The 20,425-nt window shown below is 38.4% G+C and carries 12 protein-coding genes; all 12 read left to right on the top strand.

The window, feature by feature from the left end:
• Window positions 1-214 precede the first annotated feature (214 nt).
• The 12 genes from BMW39_RS02870 (at window position 215) to BMW39_RS02920 (ending at window position 20,421) form a co-directional block, all read left to right on the top strand.
• The gene (locus tag BMW39_RS02870; protein WP_034977028.1) at window positions 215-5,374 is read left to right on the top strand and encodes a YDG domain-containing protein; all 5,160 of its coding nucleotides are present in this window, start codon (window positions 215-217) and stop codon (window positions 5,372-5,374) included.
• Window positions 5,375-5,604: 230 nt separating this feature from the next.
• On the top strand, window positions 5,605-8,820 hold the full coding sequence (locus BMW39_RS02875; RefSeq protein ID WP_034977030.1) for a T9SS type A sorting domain-containing protein: 3,216 nt from the start codon (window positions 5,605-5,607) through the stop codon (window positions 8,818-8,820).
• A gap of 194 nt (window positions 8,821-9,014) precedes the next feature.
• Window positions 9,015-9,269, top strand: a complete 255-nt coding sequence (locus BMW39_RS02880) for a hypothetical protein (RefSeq protein WP_034977032.1) — start codon at window positions 9,015-9,017, stop codon at window positions 9,267-9,269.
• Between the two features lie 45 nt (window positions 9,270-9,314).
• Window positions 9,315-9,923 (top strand): sugar transferase, encoded by a 609-nt coding sequence (locus BMW39_RS02885; protein ID WP_034977034.1) that lies wholly within the window; start codon window positions 9,315-9,317, stop codon window positions 9,921-9,923.
• Window positions 9,916-10,104, top strand: a complete 189-nt coding sequence (locus BMW39_RS19070; RefSeq protein ID WP_051879988.1) for a PglD-related sugar-binding protein — start codon at window positions 9,916-9,918, stop codon at window positions 10,102-10,104. The genes BMW39_RS02885 and BMW39_RS19070 overlap by 8 nt, the downstream gene beginning before the upstream one ends.
• 38 nt (window positions 10,105-10,142) lie before the next feature.
• Window positions 10,143-10,529, top strand: coding sequence for a NeuD/PglB/VioB family sugar acetyltransferase (locus BMW39_RS02890; protein WP_245750448.1), 387 nt, complete (start codon window positions 10,143-10,145; stop codon window positions 10,527-10,529).
• 205 nt (window positions 10,530-10,734) lie between these two features.
• Window positions 10,735-11,868 carry a DegT/DnrJ/EryC1/StrS family aminotransferase gene (locus tag BMW39_RS02895; protein ID WP_034977036.1) on the top strand — a complete coding sequence of 378 codons (1,134 nt, stop codon included), beginning with the start codon at window positions 10,735-10,737 and terminating at the stop codon, window positions 11,866-11,868.
• Window positions 11,869-11,886: 18 nt separating this feature from the next.
• Complete coding sequence (locus tag BMW39_RS02900; protein ID WP_034977038.1) at window positions 11,887-13,818, top strand: polysaccharide biosynthesis protein; 1,932 nt, start codon at window positions 11,887-11,889, stop codon at window positions 13,816-13,818.
• A 125-nt stretch (window positions 13,819-13,943) separates the two neighbouring features.
• Complete coding sequence (locus tag BMW39_RS02905; RefSeq protein ID WP_245750440.1) at window positions 13,944-14,663, top strand: polysaccharide biosynthesis/export family protein; 720 nt, start codon at window positions 13,944-13,946, stop codon at window positions 14,661-14,663.
• A 16-nt stretch (window positions 14,664-14,679) separates the two neighbouring features.
• Entirely contained in the window at window positions 14,680-17,010 is a 2,331-nt protein-coding gene (locus BMW39_RS02910; protein ID WP_051880023.1) for a GumC family protein, read from the top strand.
• 8 nt (window positions 17,011-17,018) lie between these two features.
• The gene (locus BMW39_RS02915) at window positions 17,019-19,373 is read left to right on the top strand and encodes a GumC family protein (RefSeq protein WP_034977042.1); all 2,355 of its coding nucleotides are present in this window, start codon (window positions 17,019-17,021) and stop codon (window positions 19,371-19,373) included.
• 25 nt (window positions 19,374-19,398) lie between these two features.
• Complete coding sequence (locus BMW39_RS02920) at window positions 19,399-20,421, top strand: polysaccharide biosynthesis protein (protein WP_034977044.1); 1,023 nt, start codon at window positions 19,399-19,401, stop codon at window positions 20,419-20,421.
• The last annotated feature ends 4 nt before the right edge of the window (window positions 20,422-20,425 follow it).

Below are 20,425 nucleotides of genomic sequence, written 5' to 3' on the forward strand. Positions count from 1 at the left end.
TTCAACGACTGTAATTCCTAATAATGTTACCTCAATACGTTTTCATAGAAACTCTACTGGAACAAGTGGTTGGAATTTTAGATTAGATGATGTAAAATTAACAGGTACCAGTGCGCCTACTTGCTCAACTCCGGCAGACCCTACAGGAACAGTTACAGCAACTCCAGCTTGTGGTTCTACAAGCCTTAGTTTCTCGGGAACTGCACCAACAGATGTGAAATATTTTTGGCAAACTACAGCTGGTGGAACTTCAACTTCTTTTCCTACCACTGGTGCCTATGCGCCTACTACATCAGGTACTTATTATGTTCGTGCAAAGTCTGATGCTGGAGAATGTTGGTCTGCAGGAACTGTTTCACAGGCAATCACGGTGACAGCAGCACCTATAATTACTACTCAACCTGTCAATCAGACCGTAACTGAGCCTGCAACTGCAACTTTTTCAGTGGTAGCTTCTAATGTGCTAAGTTATCAATGGCAAGAAAAAATCGGAGCAGCGGCGTGGACCAATGTGGGAACAAATTCCAGCTCATACACTACAACGGCAACATCGGTTGCTATGAGTGGGCGTCAATATAAAGTAATATTAACGGGTAGCTCACCTTGTGCACCTGTGGAGTCGGACGTTAGAACTTTGACCGTTAATGCCATTGTACCGCCAGTAATCTCAAGTTCTCAAACCAAATCTAATATGTATGGAACAGCGGATACATATACCATTACAGCATCTAGTTCACCAACATATAGTACGGGACCGTTACCTGTGGGATTTACATTTACAGGTAACGTCATCACAAAGGCGAACAATGTAGATGTTGGAACATACAATATAAGTATAACTGCTACCAATGGCGGAGGGAGCGATACCAAGAATTTGGCGTGGACGGTGACAGCCAAGCCATTAAGTGTTACAGGAATTACTGGACAGAATAAAGTTTATGATGGAACAACAGCTACTTTTGTCACGGGGATTGCATCATTAAGTGGGATTGTTGGTACAGACGATGTGACTTTGTCTGGAAACCCTACCTTCAGTTTTTCTAATGCAAACGTTGGGACATCAAAGCCTATCTTAGTGAGCGGATATACCCTAGGTGGAACAAAATCAGGAAATTACTCACTAGCACAGCCAACAACATTGACCGCAAATGTAACCCCAAAAGGACTTGCAGTAACTACGCCGAGCATTGCTTCAAAAGTATATGATGGGTCTTCAGCTACCGGAGCGATTTCTGTCGGAACGCTTTCAGGATTTATTGCTGCAGAAACAGTGACTGCAACGGCAACAGGAGTTTATGCAGATGCTAACGCAGGAGTAGCTAAAACAGCAACTGTCACATATGTGTTGGCGAATGGCGCCAATGGTGGTTTGTCCACAAATTACTCTTTGGCTAGTGGAACGGGAACGGGGAATGTGACGAAAGCACCAGCTGTGCTTACAACGTCTTCTATTGGAATTACCACTGGAGGAACCTATGCACTGCCTGGCTCAACTATCTCTTCCACATCAAACGGAGTATATACTTATACGCTCACGAATAATGGGTTTGCAACTTTAAGTGGAACGACTATAACTGCAGGTTCAACTGTAGGTTCAGAGACACTAACCGTAAATCAAGCTGAAGGAACAAATCATTTGGCACAAAGTACAATGGTTACGGTGAATGTAGTGACGGTTGCTGATGGGGCTTGGAAATCAACTTCATCGGGGATATGGAGTAGCACAGCATCTGGGAGTACTGTTACATGGTCAAGAAGAATTAATGGAAGTTGGGTGCCGCAAACACTTCCAACGCAACCACCTACATCAGGTTCTGCGAATAAAATTTATATTTATACTGATGTAAAATTATTAGGAAACAATACAGCAAAGGATATTGTTATTGGTGTCGATTCCGAAGATGCAACAAAAATTGGAATATTGCATGCTTCAATTTCTACAACATTCGGTAAGTTAATTATTGAAGATGGCGGAACGTTTAGCAAAGAGGCAAATGGTGTAAGTATAGATACAGAGGCAAATGGTGGTGTATTAGAAGTTAAAGATGGTGGAGTATTTTTATATAATCATTCTGCAGCAGCTTCATCATCAATTTGGAATGCGAAAGAAATGTTTCATGCAAACTCAATATTTAAGGTTGTTACAGTTAATTCTAGTGCAATGTTAGTCGTTCCAAATCCTACAGATATATCTTTGTATACTGATGCGATAAATGGTACTACAGCATGTTTCGGAAATATTATTATTGATAACTCGACTGGCAAAATGAATCTTGTTCCTGGAGGTTTTAATTTACAATTAACACATAGAGATTTAATTTTCAGAAATAATTCTGATACAACACCATTATCGACGGGCAATATTACTACAATTATCGGGGGAAATGTGATTATAGAGAATTCTTATGCAGAAGCTATTAGTTTTTTAAGTACACCTTCAGTATTGAATATAACTGTAAAAGGAAACTTTATTCATAATGGAACAAAAGCATTTAGACCTACAGCAAATCTTGGCTCTAATTCATCATTCACAATTGAAGGTGATTTAACAATAAGTAATGGAGGTGCGTTTGTTTTGAATGGAGCTACTGGTGTAATTACAGGATCATCTATTTTAAATCTCAAAGGAGATTTATCAGTATCTGGTACGTCGATTATTAATTCTAATGCGACTGGAGCTAATACTTTCAACTTGACAGGAACAGGAAATGGTTCAACAGCATCGATGACCCAAACCTTAGATATAGCCAATCCTGCAACAGCAGGCAACATCACGTTTAATGTAAATTCTGGAGCATATGTGAAATTGATTAATCAAAACTTTGCGTTAGGAACCAACTCCAAATTCAATGTATTATCTGGTGGAACTTTGGATTTTGGTTTTGCAGGAACAACTGCACTTAATATCTTAGGAAACGGTACTACAGGAACAGGTTTTAGTGCAGCTGCTGGGTCATATCTTAAAATAACATCTCCCGCAGGTGTAAATAGTACATCTGGAACAGTTGGTAATATTCAAACCAATACCGCTCCTGTCTTTACGCAGCCTCTTACTTATCATTATACTGGTAATACAGATCAAGTTATGGGAACTGGTGTGGGTGCCACGTCTAGTGGGAAAGCTATTATTGTGGATCTCGCAACCAAAGATCTGACACTCACGCCAAGCACATCATTTGGAATTACAAATGCAATCAACGCAAATGTAAATTCTGGAAATGGTGGGATTTTAGATATTCGCAAAGGAAGATTGGTGGAAACTGACGCATTATACATCAATGGAGGTTCTGGTATTGCAAATGGTGGAGCATTACAAATGTTACCAGATACTTATTATAAAATTACTAGACCATCTGATGTGGCCGATTTCGATTATATTCCAAGATTTTACAATACTTCTATTACTGGTGGTGAGATAGACTTAGCATCTAATTCGGGAGGTCAAACCCTACGTGGCGGAAGAACTTATTTTGATCTTACATTTTCAAATGGAGGTACAAAAGAAATATCAAGTGCTACGGAAGAGATTAATGGTCTGGTCAGCATCATGGCAAATACAACTTTAGACGGCAAAAGCTTTACAGTAGGGAAATCTGTTACAGAACTGTTGATGGATAGTGGTTCTAGATTCAAAACAGGTGGTAATGGTGCAAAACCTGATGCAGGTGGAGCATATGTTCTAGACCCAACCTCAACCATCGAATTCCAAGGTGACTCGGCGACTAAAATCAAAGTAACGCCACAGTATGAAAACGTTGATGTTTCCGGAAGCAACGTAGAAACTGGCGGTAAAAACTTTACCGTCAATAATTTACTGAAGGTTACAAATTCAACAGCTATGCTTACTGTGTCAGAAGTATTAACAGATTCTGATACTCCATATGTTGTCACTGCTAAAAAAGGAATCCAGGTTGTGACAGGTGGTAAAGCCATCTTCGGAAACAATGCCAACCTCTTGCAGGATGTAGATGCTGCCAATACAGGTAACATCACGATGTTGAGAAATGCCACGGTGCCAAATGTACAGTTCAATTTCTGGTCCTCGCCGGTCAAAGATCAGACTTTGTACAGTTTGTACACAGGCGTTCCACTTGTCATGGAATACAACTCAGCCAATGACCTTTTCAAGACCTTACCTGCTGCAAGCAATCCTAAATCTGTGTTTGGCAAAGGATACTCTATCCAAGGGCCTTCTTCTAGTACAACAGCGCCGTACTTGATCACTGCGAAGTTTGAGGGCGTTCCAAACAACGAAAGTTCAGCAGTGGGTAGCAACACTGTTCCTTTGTCTACAGCGGGTTTCAATTACAATCTGATAGGAAATCCTTTTCCTTCGAATCTTAATCTTGTAGAGTTGTACAATGCCAACTCCTCTCAGTTCTATAACGATGGGACCAGTGCCACACCCACCGCTTTTCTTTGGGATAATACTGGGAATACACAAATGACCCAACTAGGGTCGGCGTATTCGGGATATGCTCTTAACAATTATGCAACGGTCAATCTGTCGTCTGGTATCGGAACGCCTGCTTCAATCCTTGGTTCAAGCGGAAAGAAACCTAACGGGATCATAAGACCAGGGCAAGGCTTTATTATGAGAGCCTCAGAAACAGCGACAGGTCTTGTCTTCAAAAATAATCTGATGAGAACTTCGGCCATTGTCAATAATGGTACCAATTCTCAGTATTTTAAGAATAATTCTACTGAGGCGAATGATCATTTTTGGCTTAAGCTTTCAACTTCTCGCAATGTAAATATCGTGATAGCGTTGTCTTATAATCGCGACGCTACCAATGCTTTCGAACGCTTCGATAGTGCCGTATTGAACGAAGGTGTAACGGAGAATTTCTATTCATTAAGTTCGGACTCTAAAAAATTGGCAATTCAGACCAGAAAAGGAGATTTGGATCCGCAAGATGTCATCCCATTGGTGATCAAAATATCCGAAAATGGAGATCAAAAAATAAGCATCGATGATAAGACCGGAATTTTCAAGGAAAATCAAAACATCTATCTGAAAGATAAGTTGATGAGTAAAACAGTCAACTTAAGTAATGGTGATTATACATTCTCCGCAACCAAAGGAACAGATGCGACCCGTTTTGAGATCGTGTTCAAGGATGACCTTGTGTTAGGCACGGCTGCATCCAGTAAATCTGATTTCACTGTTTACAGGGACGGCTCAGATTATGTCATCCAGTCCTCCAAGATCCTCGGAAACGTAGAGGTCTATGATGCAGCAGGCAGATTGGTCAGAAGTCTGAAATCGACTCAGAAGACTGTGAGGTTACATGGAGCAACGCTCAATGAAGGGCTTTACATTATTCGTGCAGAAAATTCTGGAGATATCAGAACCAAAAAGATATTGAAGTAGAATTTTTACAACATAATTTACCAAAAACACCTCGTGAGAGGTGTTTTTTTTATGTCAAGCGATATTTCAGTTAAAAAAAGTAAACATTCGTTTGTTAAATTACCTTTAATAGCGATTAAACGTAATTTAATTCTTTGATAATGTTGTTGTTAAATAATAATTAAATGAATTGAGGTAAATCAAATAAAAAATCTATTTTTGCGGCAGACTTTAAAAAAAACACAAACCTGATGAGAAAATTTTTCTTTTGGTTATTCCTTTGTGGAGTAACTATGCTTTTTGGGCAAAGATATATTGTAGATTCCGACGGAATTGGAAAGTACGGTTATCTTGACAAAAATGCAACGACATACATGCGCCTGAATTCTGGAAATGAATCAAACATTTATGAACTTTTCGGAAGAACATGGACGGGTTCTTCTAGTGTATTAACCTACGGCACCGCAGTTAATATCTGTGGCGGAACTCAAAATGTAAATCAATCTACAGGAGATTATACTTTTGCATCGGGTATGTTACCAGGAAGTATTGCTTACACTTCCGTTCATGCGAATTATTGCGGAAATGGTAATTCCTATGGCGGAAATCCGCACAATACTGGACTTAACGAGAAACAGCATTATATTTTCGAACTCACGACAAGAGGTTCAGATCTATCATCCAACATTGTAGTGGGAAACAAAAATGTAGTCATGTCGGCAAAGATAGATTTTGGGTCTTTGAGTGACCGGAAACTTCAGAGGTTTTGGATTAAAAATAATGGAACTTTTGCGGAAAGTACAGAAATAGCAAACGATGGTTTTAAAATTTATTATGAACCGGCAACAGGTTCAGAAACTTTCGATGGAACAGAAAATAATGCAACTATTTACGGTGAATACGGAGGGAACTCAATTACAAATAATGAGTATGGACATGATGCACTTAATATTGATATTCCTGCTGGAGGCTTACGTGTTTATGTTGTGCTAGAGACTTTAGTAGCTTGTTCCCCGGGAAAAACAATTAATGTTAATCTTTTAAATGATGGTTTAAGTTTTTCACCAATACCACCATCTAACTCCAAATCCATAGCTCGTGTTAATGCACTTCCGATAACGCCGATATCTATTTCTTATAATTATCCATCGACTTCTATCACGCCAATTTCCCAAACAGTTGATCTCTACGCAGCGGTTACAAACCTATCGGTTTCTGTGGCTGGTACTATTTCATACCAGTGGTATAGAAACACTGTTGCAAACAATTATGGTGGCACTTCCATTGCAGGTGCAACATCATATACCTATGAACCTCCAACAGGACCTTCTGCTGTTTTTAATAATCCTGGAACCAACTATTATTATTGTATTGCTACGACTGGTGTTGGGGCTTGTGATAAAGTGGTTAGTTCCGTTTCAGCTGTTACAGTCAATAACTCCAATGTTGCCAACTGGGCAAACATCCAGTCTCCGAAAGTCCACCAGAATATGTATGAAGGTATTGGAGTAGACATTTTTGCACAAGTTTATATTAATGGTTCAACGCCAGGAGACGGACGAGCTCCAAATGTCAATGCATGGATCGGATATAGTATAAACAATTCTAACCCAAATATCGATGCGGATTGGACTTGGAAAGTAGCGAATTATAATGAGGCGCAGGCTTTCCGAAAAGAATATAATGATGAATACTGGATCAAAGATTTTGGTAAAGATTTACCAGCAGGAACTTATTACGTGGCTTCCAGATTTCAAAAAGAAAGTGGCGCATATGTCTACGGTGCTATAGATGGTACGACGAGTAATGAAAGTGGTGGTATCTGGGATGGAAGCAATTATTACAATTTGAAACTGATGAATGACCAAACTGTCACTTGGACAGGTACTGCGTGGAATAATATCAGTGGTCCAAATATCACAAGCCCTGCGATTATCTCGGGAGATTCAACCCCGCCACCATCTTTCTCAGCAAAAACATTAACAATCAATAGCGGTGTAGGACTTACAATTGGAGATGAACAATCTGTCACATTGGAAAATGAATTGATTAATAACAATGGAACTTCCAGTTCTAAAACATTGATTGTTGAAAGTGGTGGCAATTTCATCCAAAATAATCCTTCGACTTCCAATGTCGGCAACATCAAGGTAAAGAGAGAGGCGGTTGTCCCAAAAACACAATACAACTTCTGGAGTTCCCCTGTTTCTGGACAGAATCTCTACGGATTGTACCAGTCAGGAAACGCTGTAGTAGCAAACCGAGTGTATACTTACAACACACTTACAGATTATTATACCGCTGTTCCGTCCGGTAACTTTGCATCTGGCATCGGGTATTCAATCCAGGGAGAATCATTCAGTAATTCTAGTGCGGCATTTTTTGGACTGCCAAATAACGGTGACATTTCAGTAGAATTACGTACAACTGGAAATAGATACAATCTGATAGGAAATCCGTATCCTTCTAATATTTCAGCTGAAGTTTTCTACACTTCAAATCTTAGTCAAATAGAAAATACACTATGGTTTTGGGACAATACAGGAAATACGGCAGCAGTACAGATGGGCTCAGGCTATTCTGCCTACGGTACGAATAATTTTGCAACATACAATTTGCCTTCTGGTGTCGGGAATCCGGGAACAGGAACACAGAATAATGCCAGCAAAATACCAAACGGCAAAATAGTTGTTGGACAAGGTTTTATCGTGAAAGCCAAAAATATTTCTTCCCCCACAGCTATTTTCAAAAATAATATGCGTACCTCGAACAGTGGTGTTTTTTTTGCCAAGCAATCTGCCGCCAAAGATGTATTTTGGTTGCAACTGGCCACACCTACTAATTTGATCAATACTACAGCAGTAGTTTATAATGATAATGCGCAGAATAACCTCGACGAATTTGATTCTGATTTTCCCTCTTTATCATCGGATGCTCTCTACACGCTAGCTGATAATGATTACAAAAAATTGAGTATTCAAGGTAGAAATAATACTGGTTTGGAAAATGACAGGTTAAAGGTTGGTGCGCAATTTTACAGAGATGGGACCTATACATTTATTATGAAAGAAAGACAAGGCATATTTGAAAGCGGTCAAAAAATATATCTTAAAGATAAAAAGACAAACATTTATACCGATTTGACTTCCCAATCTTACAGCTTTGAGGCAACAAAAGGAATAGATGAGAATCGATTTGAAATAGTCTACAAAAACCTTCAAGTGCTTGGAGTTGATAATAACAGAAAATCTGAATTTGTATTATATAAAGATGGAGACTCTTTTGTGGTCAAATCTTCACAGGTATTAGGGAAAGTTGAAGTCTATGATGTTGCCGGAAGATTGGTTCGTGAATCATCATCTAGAGAGAAGGAGCTAAGAATGGTTGTATCGGACTTACCAAACGCTGTCTACATTATTAAGGCTGAAAACTCAGGAGACCCGAAGATGAAAAAAATTTTTAAGTAAAAAATACCGTTTGATAGTGACGAATCAATGAGTTTTGACCGCTTTGATTACCTAATTCACAGGATTAATATAATTTAATATCAAAATTTAAAAATAATGCCAATTTTTTATATCTTTACGCCTTGAAAATCATGTTTAGTATTAAACAATCAATGAAGAAATATTTCATACTTTTACTTATAACATTCAGTGTTATGTCTTTCGCTCAGTTCTCAGAGAATACCTTTGATGGTAATCAGGCGAATATGGAAAGGCAAACTTCGTCCAACTCGACGGAGGTTTCTTCAAATTTGGAAAGTGAGGGAAGCTCGCTGGATGAAGGTGGTTGGACTCCAGGTAATCCAGGAGCACCAAAAGCACCAATCGATGACTATATCCCATGGTTACTTTTCGCTGGAATGTCTATTATCATTTATTCTCAGAGGAAAAATAAAAAAGTTAACATCTAAATATTTAAATCCGAAATTTCTTAATTTCGGATTTATTTTGTCATCATGTACAGAAACATCTTCAAACCTTTTTTTGATTTCCTTTCGGCGCTGGTGATGATCATCATTCTTTCTCCTGTATTTATTTTATTGATCTTCTTGCTTTATCTTTTCAACCAAGGAAATGTTTTCTTTTTTCAAGAGAGGCCAGGCAAAGATGAGAAGGTTTTCAACATTATAAAGTTCAAGACCATGACCGATCAGCGGGATGAAAATGGAGATCTGCTTCCTGATGCAATGAGACTTACCCGGCTTGGTAAATTTGTCCGTAAAACTTCTTTGGACGAACTGCCACAACTCATCAATGTTTTGAAGGGAGAAATGAGCTTCATAGGACCAAGACCACTTTTGGTTAACTACCTGTCACTTTACAATGATGAACAAAAGAAGCGTCACTTGATCAAACCTGGCATTACAGGCTGGGCCCAAGTGAATGGCAGGAATACGATAAGTTGGGAGAAAAAATTCGAGTTTGATGTGTGGTACGTGAAACATATGTCGTTTTATTTGGACCTCAAAATATTATTTCTGACTGTAAAAAAAGTCATACAAAGCGAAGGTATCAATACAGTGGGACAAGCAACAACAGAAAATTTTAAAGGGAACAATGGCTAAGGAGATTCGTATACTGGGCGCAGGTGGACATGCAAAAGTAGTGATAGAGATTGCTGAGTTGCTAGGCTATAAGATTGTGGAGATCTTTGACCAAGATAGGAATGTGAAAACAATTTTGGAGTATCCTGTCAATCATAATTTTCAAAAAATATCTGACACCAAAATATTTTCCTTGGCTTAGGGAGCAATAAAAGTCGAAAGGAAAACCTCGGAAAATTTCTGGAAAATCCTATTAATCTGATTCATCCTTCTGCCGTTATTTCTAGTAGGGTAGTGATGGGTTTTGGTAATGTGATGATGGCCGGATCCATTGTCAACTCCTCTACCAAGATTGGCAACTATTGCATAGTGAATACTGGAGCTAGCGTCGATCACGATTGTACGATTGAAGACTATGTGCATATTTCGCCGAGAGTCGCTGTTGCAGGAAATGTTAAAGTGATGGAAGGTGCGCACCTCGGAATCGGTGCATGTGTAAAGCAAAATATTACTATTGGAAAATGGTCCATTGTTGGGGCTGGAGCCGTTGTAGTGGATGATGTGCCAGATTATACCGTGGTAGTTGGGAACCCAGCAAAACCAATTAAAACGGTCACAGTTGTTTAAATAGAAATGAAAGATTGATTTAAAAAAAAAACATGCATTTGACAAATTCTAATAATTAAAGGAAATTAGATTATAAAAAATATCGGATATTCTAAAATTGTTCTGAACTATTCTAAATTAGGTGATCAATTTAATTAATAATTTAAGATTGATCAAAACAAATACAGATATTGTAATATATTTGCATCCTCAAAAACAAATAACAATGGAATCTAAAATTTGGCTTTCATCGCCTCATATGGGAGGAGGAGAGATGAGGTACATTCAGGAAGCATTTGACCACAATTGGGTGGCGCCATTGGGAAAGAATGTGGATGAATTCGAGATTGCCATAGAAGATTTCCTGCAAGAAAATAAATTCGCTGCAGCACTTAGTTCTGGAACTGCAGCTTTACATTTGGCATTAATACAGTTAGGTGTGGGCTACGGCGATGAGGTGATCTGCCAATCTTTCACATTTTCTGCTTCGGCAAATCCCATCAAATATCTTGGAGCAACTCCTGTGTTTGTAGATTCTGATAAGACCAACTGGAACATGTCACCTGAGTTTTTGGAAATTGCGATCCAAGACAGGATCCAGAATCATAAGAAACCAAAAGCTGTGATCGTGGTTCATCTTTACGGCATGCCCGCGATGATGGATGAGATATTGGAGATTTGCACTAAGTACGAAATTCCGCTCATCGAAGATAGCGCAGAATCCATAGGTTCTACTTATAAAGGACAAAAATGCGGAACCTTTGGAGCGTTCTCAGTACTTTCTTTTAATGGTAACAAGATCATCACCACTTCAGGAGGCGGTGCATTGATATGTGGTACATGGGAGCAAAAGGCTAAAACGATATTCTTGTCCACCCAGGCCAGGGATCAGGCGCCACATTATCAGCACTCAGAAGTCGGATACAATTATAGATTGAGCAACATCTCCGCTGGGATTGGAAGAGGACAGATGGAAGTTTTAGAAGAAAGAGTCAAACTAAGAAGGGCAAATCATGATTTCTACAAAGAGATTTTTGCTAACATAGAAGCTGTGAACATCTTTACCGAAGCGAGTTCAGATTTTTTTTCCAACCATTGGCTCACAAGTATTACATTAGATAAAAATATAACAGCAAAGACGAATCATGATCTGATGGCTTCCTTTGCCGAGAAAAATATAGAAACGCGGCCATTGTGGAAGCCTATGCACCTTCAGCCGGTTTTCAAAGATTGTCCATACTACGGAGAGAATGTAGCTGAAGAATTATTTGACCAAGGTCTTTGCCTGCCCTCTGGCTCCAACCTTAAAGATGAAGATAAAAAAAGAATTCTTGATGTGATCATCAATTTTCAATTTTAAAATTGCGACCTAAAAGAAATGGAGAAGGTTAAAAATCTCAAGGGATTTTCGCTTAATGATAATGTGTTGGATCTCGCAGATCTCAAATTTCTGCCGAGATGGATCATCTTGGTCATTGACGTATTTATTATATTACTATCATTATTAGCTTCGCATTTGCTAATACTTGGGCTGGAAGTAAAACATTATAAAGTGTTTCCTTTGGTGTATGTTTTCATGTTTATGATGGGCGTCAATGTTTTTTATATGTATGTCTTCAAAACGTATCTTGGAGTCATCAGGCATTCTACATTTGTTGATCTCTTCAAGATATTCTTTGCCAACTTATGTGGAGTGCTTACCATTGTGATCATTAATTATACTTACTATCTAACTTTCCACACGAAGGTTGTCCTAATGCCTTTTTTAGGATTGTATTTTGCCATTTCGTGTTTGTTTTTGTTCGTTTTTCGCCTATGTGTAAAAGGTTTTTTCAATATTATCAAGGAAAATAAAAGAAGCTCTACCAGAAAGAAAATTTATATCTTGGGAGATGATGATACTTCTGTGGCCATTGCTCAAGTCGTCCTTTCAAATCCCAATTTGCCATTTGATATCCAAGGTTTTATATCTTATCATGATAAAAGGGTAAGTATTAAATTATTGGACCGGCCGATTATTACCAAGATCAACTTCATTAATAATCTAAAAGAAGGGAAAAAGGATGTCGACGGTGTCTTGGTCATCAAGGAAACTTTGCGGAAGGGAGAGTTGGATTTTTGGGTAAATGTATTGTTGGAAAACAACCTTAAAATCTACAAAGCTCCGAGTTTGAGAAAACTAAGGAGTAGTGAAAACATCGATTCTATCAAGACCATCCAGATCGAAGATCTCCTCAACAGGAGGCAGATCAAATTGGATAATATTGAGGTAAAAAAGATACATTTTCAAAAAACCATATTGGTCACTGGAGGTGCGGGCTCTATTGGTCGCGAAATAGTAAGGCAGGTTGCACTTCTGGAGCCATTGCAAATCATCATTCTGGACCAATCCGAAACACCACTTTATGAGACGGAGTTGGAGATGAGGGAAACTTATCCACACATCAACTTCAAATTTGTTTTGGCAGATATTTCCAACAAAGGTCGCCTCGAGCCTATCTTTAAAAAGTATAATTTTTCAATGGTTTATCATGCCGCTGCCTACAAACATGTTCCGATCGTAGAAGAGAATCCACACGAAGCTGTGCTTGTGAATGTCATGGGAACAAAGAATTTGGCATTATTGTCCTGCAAGTATCAAGTCAATAGGTTTGTGATGGTTTCTACAGATAAGGCTGTGAATCCTACCAATGTGATGGGAGCGTCCAAAAGGGTTGCGGAGTTATTTGTACAGTCATTGCAAAACTTGGAAGGCACACGCACAAAGTTCATCACAACCCGTTTTGGTAATGTTTTAGGTTCCAACGGTTCTGTGATCCCACACTTTAGAAAACAAATAGCAAAAGGAGGTCCAGTCACGATCACGCATCCTGATATTGTGAGATATTTCATGACCATTGCCGAAGCCTGTGAATTGGTTCTAAATGCCGGAACCATGGGACAGGGTGGTGAGATCTTTGTTTTCGATATGGGAGAGCCGGTAAAGATCATGGATCTCGCAAAACGGATGATCAAACTTTCCGGTTTCGAGCCAGATATTGATGTCAAGATAATCTGTACAGGACTGCGACCTGGTGAAAAGTTGTACGAGGAGTTGCTAAGCAACAATGCCAGCACGCTGCCAACGTCCCACGAAAAGATCATGATCTCCAAGGATCCTTCCATGCATTTCAATGAAATTGATGAGTTGACAGAGCTTGTGATAGACTTTTCCAGAAAGGAGGAAAAGCACGAAATTGTAAGAGTATTAAAAACTATCGTAAAAGAATTTAAAAGCAATAATTCTATTTATGAATCGTTAGATAAATAAGAATCCCTATATTTGCAGACCTTAAATTTAAGACAACATTTATGAAAAGAGTTTTATCCATAATTTTTATGGCTTCATTGTTTTGTGTAATCTTTTCATGTAAATCGAAAGATAATATCGATTACATGACGAATATTGAACAGACAGCGATCAATACGTCTCTTCAGACATCTACTTTCACAATACAGCCAGGAGATCAATTGATGATATCGGTGACGGCTAAAGATAATGACGTGGTGAAACCTTTCAACCAGAATTATTCTTCTGGAGAAATTTCACAATATTCACTTTCCAGTAGTAACTTGCCAATGCAAGGGCAGACTTCTGTCTCTGGACCTTCGTACCTTGTTGATTCTAAAGGCAACATTCAATATCCTATCCTAGGGGAGTTGAGTACAAGTGGCAAGACCATCGAACAGTTTCGTGATGTGGTAAGAGAAAGATTGAAACAATATGTAAAGGATCCGGGAGTCAATGTGCGAAATACAAATTTCAAAGTAACAGTTCTTGGAGAAGTTAGCAAAACTGGAACCTTTTTGATTCCGGATGGACAATCTGTGACCATTCTCAGCATGCTGGGTATGGCAGGAGACCTCACGATCTACGGACAAAGACAGAATGTTCTAATTGTTAGGAATATAGATGGTACTACTACGAAAGAATATATTGACCTTACCAACGCAGAGTTCATCAACTCACCTTATTACTATGTGAAACAAAATGATGTCATCTATGTTGCTCCAAATAAAGCAAAAAAGGGATCGTCTTCATTCGGACCACAGACTGGTATCTTCATCTCCGTTGCATCGGTTGTTGTAGGGCTTTTGGCTTTGCTATTCAGATAACACACAGTACATAATGATGGAAAAAAACACAAATAACACTTCAGATTTTGATATTAATTCGTTGATAAAGCCGTACCTCACAAGATGGTATTGGTTTCTTATCAGCATTGTATTGGCTGTAATTTTGGGCCTTTTGTTTATTAAAACGTCCGTGCCAGTTTATAACGTGAAAAGTGCAGTCCTTATCAAAGATGCCCAAAAGTCTCTGGGAGCAGGTGTTGATGATATGGGCGTTCTGGGAGGACTTTCTGGTTTCGGAGGGATGAGCACCAATAGTATAGAAAATGAGGTTGAGGTTTTTAAAACCAAAAAGCTGGCGCGAGATGTTGCAGCTATCAATCATCTTCAGACCTCTGTGTTTTCAAACCAGGAATTCCAGAAGAGAGAACTTTTTGGCGATACTTCTCCGATTATTATTCATGTGATCAATGAGAAGAAGAACAAAGATTTTCCTACGGAGTCTTTCTTGATCAGTTTTGAAAAAAACAAGGTAAGTTTGAGATCGGAAGAATTTAACTTTGATCAAAATGTTGAATATGGCAGGTCGATAAGTCTTCCTTTTGCTAATATAATCATCACAAAGAACGCAGCTTTTGATAAGGAAAAAGCAGGGAAGATCGGGGATGAGTTGGAAATTGATTTTGCGCCTTTGGAGTCTGCAGCATCAAACATTCAAAAAATGGTGCAGGTGGATCTTGCGGATAAGGATGCAACTGTGATCAATCTTAATATCGATCATCCACAAACGGACAAGGCTAAGGCCATATTGAGATCATTGGTCGATTCTTATAATAAGGATGCCATCGTGGACAAGAATTCTGAATCTCACAAGACAAAAGAATTCATCGACGAAAGAATTGGTAAAATATCTGTGGAACTCGGAAATGTAGAGTCAGAAAAAGAAAGATTCAAAACCGAGCACAAGATCACAGACCTAATGACAGAGGCCAAGATCAACTTGGAAAGCTCTGCAGATGCAAAAAAGAAACAGTTGGAATTGGATGCCCAGCTAGAACTTAATAATAACTTGATAAATTATCTTAGCAAGCAAAATACATATCAGCTGTTACCTGTCAATATAGGACTGGATAATCAGGAATCTAATGCCAGTATTGCCAATTATAATAAAATGGTGATGGATAGAAACAGGTTGTTGGAAAATGCTACACCACAGAATCCACTGGTCCAAGAGATCACGCAGCAGATCAATTCTATGAAGCGATCGGTTTCGGAATCTTTAAATAAAAATAAAGTAGCTTTGCAGCTTGCTTTAAACGAATACCAATCTGAGCAAAATAAGATAGGGTCAAGGATTACAAAGATCCCTTTTCAAGAAAAGCTGTTCAGAAGTTTGGAAAGACAACAGCAGATCAAGGAAAATCTTTATCTTTTGTTGCTTCAGAAACGTGAGGAGACCGCTATTTCGTTGGCTGTAGTTGCACCAAAGGCGAGAATCGTAGAACCGGCTTTTGTAGGAGATAAGCCTGTTGCGCCAAAGAAAATGATCATTCTTTTGGCGAGTTTGGTTCTTGGGATCTTATTACCTTTTGTGTTTATCTATTTGAAAGAATTGACCAATACGAAGATCACATCCAAGGATGATCTGAAGAGATTGACAAATACACCTGTTGTGGCAGAGATTCCGTCGGTGAAGAAAAACATTGCGCATGTTATTAAACAAAATGATTTCTCACCACTGGCAGAAGCATTTAGGATTTTAACTACGAATATCGGCTTTATGTTACCAAAGATAAATAGTGGTAAGACGATATTTGTGACGTCATCTATCAAAGGAGAAGGTAAGACTTTCGTGTCCATGAATCTGGCATTGTCTCTGTCCCAGTCTGACAGTGATAAAGTTATAATTATAGGTGCTGATATTAGAAATCCGCAATTGCAAAGATATAACCAAGGGAAAAACCCAGGAAAGGGCTTGACAGAATTCCTATATGACAAAAGCACAACTGTAGATGAGATCATTTTCCAAAACCCTAACAATGTCAAGTGTGATATCATCTATTCTGGAACCATTCCGCCAAACCCAACAGAATTGTTGAAGAATGGAAGACTAGAAGCTTTGTTGGAAGAACTTAAATCAAAATACCAATATATCATTGTGGATACAGCTCCATTGCTATTGGTGACAGATACTTTGACCATTATTCAACATGCAGATCTTAAACTTTATGTTACGAGATCCAATTTTACAGACAAGGCATTGATCGACTTCGCTAATGACACGATGGAGACCGGTAAATTGGACAATGTAGCTTTTGTGCTGAATGATGTTACAAAAGAAAATTTTGGCTACGGCAACAAGTATGGCTATGGCTATAACAATAAATAATTACTTTAATGGACGTAACGAGGAAAGAAGATGAATTTAATTTAAGAGAACTAATAAAACCCTATATCAAGAAGTGGTACTGGTTTTTCATATCTGTGATAATTACCTTAGCCCTTGCTATACTATATATTAAGTACACGACGCCGATCTACATGGCGCAATCTTCTGTTTTGATCAAAGATGCTAAAAAAATGTCCAATGCATCTGGTGATTTTGGTGTTTTATCTGGCTTAGGTGGATTTGCCGGTATGGGAACCAATAGCATCGAAAATGAATTGGAAATCTTCAAATCAAAAAAAATAATAGAAGATGTCACCAAAAATCTTAAATTACAAGTCTCTATCTTCTCTCGTGAAAAATACCACGATGTGGAGCTCTACAAGGATACTAATCCTTTCAACGTTTTAGTCGTAAATGAAAAAGAAGACGAAGCACTTCCAACCAAACCGATCAATATAAAAATTGAAGGACAGAAGATCACCTTGTCTTCAGAAGAATTGAAAAAGGACATCATCACGACGTTTGATAAAACGGTAAGCTTGCCTTATGCTAATTTTATCATCACCAAAAATCAAAATTACAAACCAAAAAAGGTAAAAAAACTAAGTCTTAATGATATCTATTTTACCTACAGCGATTTTGTAGGTACCGTAAATGGCTACCAAGAATCTGTAGATGTTGGTTTGGTGGACAAAGATGCGACTGTTATCGGTCTTTCTATGGCACATGCCAACAAAGATAAGTCTAAAGACATTTTGAACAATCTTGTCGATATTTATAATGAATATGCGATCAACGACAAAAACACAGAATCAAAGAAAACAAAAGATTTCATAGATGAAAGAATTGTTTTGATCTCTAAAGAATTGGGTGATGTAGAGAGTGATAAGGAGCGATTCAAACTGGATAATGATATCATCGATATCCCGTCCGAGGCCAAACTGAATATGGGGATCTACAACGAGACGAGAAGAAGAGGCATCGAATTGGAAACCCAGATAGAAGTCAGCAGAATGCTTCTGTCGTACATCGATAATCAAACCTCTACATTTCAAATTTTGCCAACGAACGTTGGGCTGGATAATCCTTCTGCAACATCCAACATTACCGCCTATAACAAATTGGTGATGGATAGAAATCGACTCTTGGAAAATGCGACGCCCGAAAATCCTTTGGTGAAAGAGGTTTCTAAAGATTTGATAGGACTTCGTGTTGCTATGCGAGAAAGTCTTCAACAATTCATTACCAACTTAATTTCTACAAAAAATCTAAATGAAAGAGAAAATTACAGAAGTGATAACGAGGTAAAAAAGGTTCCAGGACAAGAGAAACTTTTTAGAAACATAGAACGTCAACAGCAGATCAAAGAAAACCTGTACCTGCTACTATTGCAAAAGAGAGAAGAAGCTGCAATCTCTATGGCGATGTCAGACAACAAGGCAAGAGTTGTAGACCATGCGTATATCATGAAAAATCAGGTCGCACCCAAAAAAATGATCTCGTTGCTTGCAGCTCTGGTTATAGGGTCGCTGATACCTTTCTTGTTTATCTATATCAAAGAATTGTTGAATAATAAGTTGATAAGCAAGCATGATCTGGAAAAACTTACAACAACGCCGATACTTTCAGAAATACCGAGATTATACAAAAGAGATGGTGAGATTATTAAAAACAATGATGTATCCCCGTTGGCAGAATCGTTCAGGATCTTGGTCACCAATTTGAATTTTATGCTACCAAAGGATCGTTCTGCAAAAACTGTTTTTGTGACATCCACGATCAAGGGAGAAGGTAAAACATTTGTGTCCGTCAATCTAGCTCTTGCACTTGCGAGTGCCACCAAAAAAGTCTTGGTGATTGGTTCCGACATTAGAAACCCACAACTGCAAAGATATAATCCGGCAATGAAAAATGTCAAAGGACTATCTGAATATCTTTATGAAGAGATTGAAAACGCAAAAGAGATCATCCACCCAAGCGGTTATCATCCGAATTGTGATTTTATATACTCTGGCGTCATACCGCCTAATCCTACAGACCTGTTGCAGAACGGACGTTACTCGCAATTGATAGATTCTGTAAAGGACGATTATCATTTCATTATTCTGGATACAGCACCGTTGATGCTGGTAACAGATTCCTTCCTGATCTCAGATACTGCAGATGCTACAGTATATGTCACGAGATCGGAGGTTACACAAAAAGATTTTATTAATTTTGCCAATAACAATATTGATGCTGCGAAGATCAAGAATGTAGGTTTCGTGCTCAACGATGTTCATAAGAATAATTTTGGCTATGGTAATAAATATGGTTATGGCTACCAGGCTGAAGAAAAAAAATGGTGGCAAAAAATTTTGTAGAATAAAAACAAACAAATGATTTATTATGTTTAAGGATAAAACACTTTTAATTACAGGAGGTACAGGCTCTTTTGGAAACGCAATGTTGAAAGGTTTTCTTAATTCCGACCTAAAGGAAATAAAGATCTTTTCCCGTGATGAGAAAAAACAGGAAGACATGCGGATCGAATATAAAAATGACAAATTAAATTTTGTGATTGGAGATATTCGAGATTTTAATAGTATTAATGCAGCAATGAACGGCGTAGACTTTGTGTTCCATGCTGCGGCATTGAAGCAAGTCCCTTCTTGTGAATTTTATCCGATGCAGGCAGTGCAAACCAATATCTTGGGTGCAGAAAACGTATTAGAAGCTGCTGCTAGAAATAATGTACAAAGAGTGGTCGTCCTAAGTACAGACAAAGCGGTCTATCCGATCAATGCGATGGGAATTTCCAAAGCGATGATGGAAAAGATGGCAGTTGCAAAGGCCAGAGACCGAAGAGTGGAAAACGCAAATGCAATTTACACAGCCACTAGATATGGTAACGTGATGTGTTCCCGTGGATCTATCATTCCTCTTTTTATCAAACAAATTAAAGAAGGAAAACCTTTGACAATCACGAACCCGGAAATGACACGTTTCATGATGTCATTGGACGATTCTGTAGAGTTGGTGATGTTTGCATTCAAAAATGGTAAGCCAGGTGATATTTTCGTGCAGAAATCCCCAGGTGCCACGATCCATGTGCTTGCTCAAGCGCTGAAGGAATTATTCAATGCTGACAACGAGATCAATATCATTGGTGAAAGACATGCAGAAAAAATGTACGAAACTTTGTGTTCTAAAGAAGAGATGTCCAAAGCAGAAGACTTGGGTAGATTCTACAGAGTTCCTGCAGATTTCAGAGATTTGAACTACACCAATTATGTTCAGAAAGACGGTCCGAAATTAATAGATCAAGAGTACAATTCTGACAACACAGAGAGATTGAACGTTGAGGAATTGAAAGAACTTCTTCTTACTCTAGATTACGTACAAGACGAATTAGCCACTCACAACAAATAATAAA

Origin of the sequence: Epilithonimonas lactis (genome assembly GCF_900110605.1) — a bacterium.
GTDB classification, from domain to species: Bacteria; Bacteroidota; Bacteroidia; order Flavobacteriales; family Weeksellaceae; genus Epilithonimonas; species Epilithonimonas lactis.